This window comes from Pseudomonas viridiflava (genome assembly GCF_900602065.1).
GTDB lineage: Bacteria > Pseudomonadota > Gammaproteobacteria > Pseudomonadales > Pseudomonadaceae > Aquipseudomonas.
Map to the genome: position 1 here is coordinate 1 of NZ_UWFN01000006.1, position 278 is coordinate 278.

Below are 278 nucleotides of genomic sequence, written 5' to 3' on the forward strand. Positions count from 1 at the left end.
GAACCGGACCCGAGGTGCTCTTGATCGACACGCCCATTTCCTGGGCAATGATATTGGCAAGCGTGGTTTTACCGAGACCGGGCGGCCCGAAGATCAAGGTGTGGTCAAGGGATTCGGCACGGCCGCGCGCCGCCTGAATAAACAGCTCCATCTGCTCACGGACTTTCGGCTGACCAATGTACTCAGCCAGGCGCAGCGGCCGAAAGGCGCGGTCCAGTTGTTCATCGCGGTCACGGCCAGAAGCGGTGATCAGGCGATCGGCGTCTATCACTTAAACC

Annotated in this window: 1 protein-coding gene; it reads right to left on the reverse strand. The window is 60.1% G+C overall.

From position 1 onward, the window contains the following. Window positions 1–271 (reverse strand): AAA family ATPase (locus tag EE949_RS00030; protein WP_122661867.1); only part of this gene is annotated, 271 nt, incomplete at its 3' end. Window positions 272–278 lie beyond the last annotated feature (7 nt).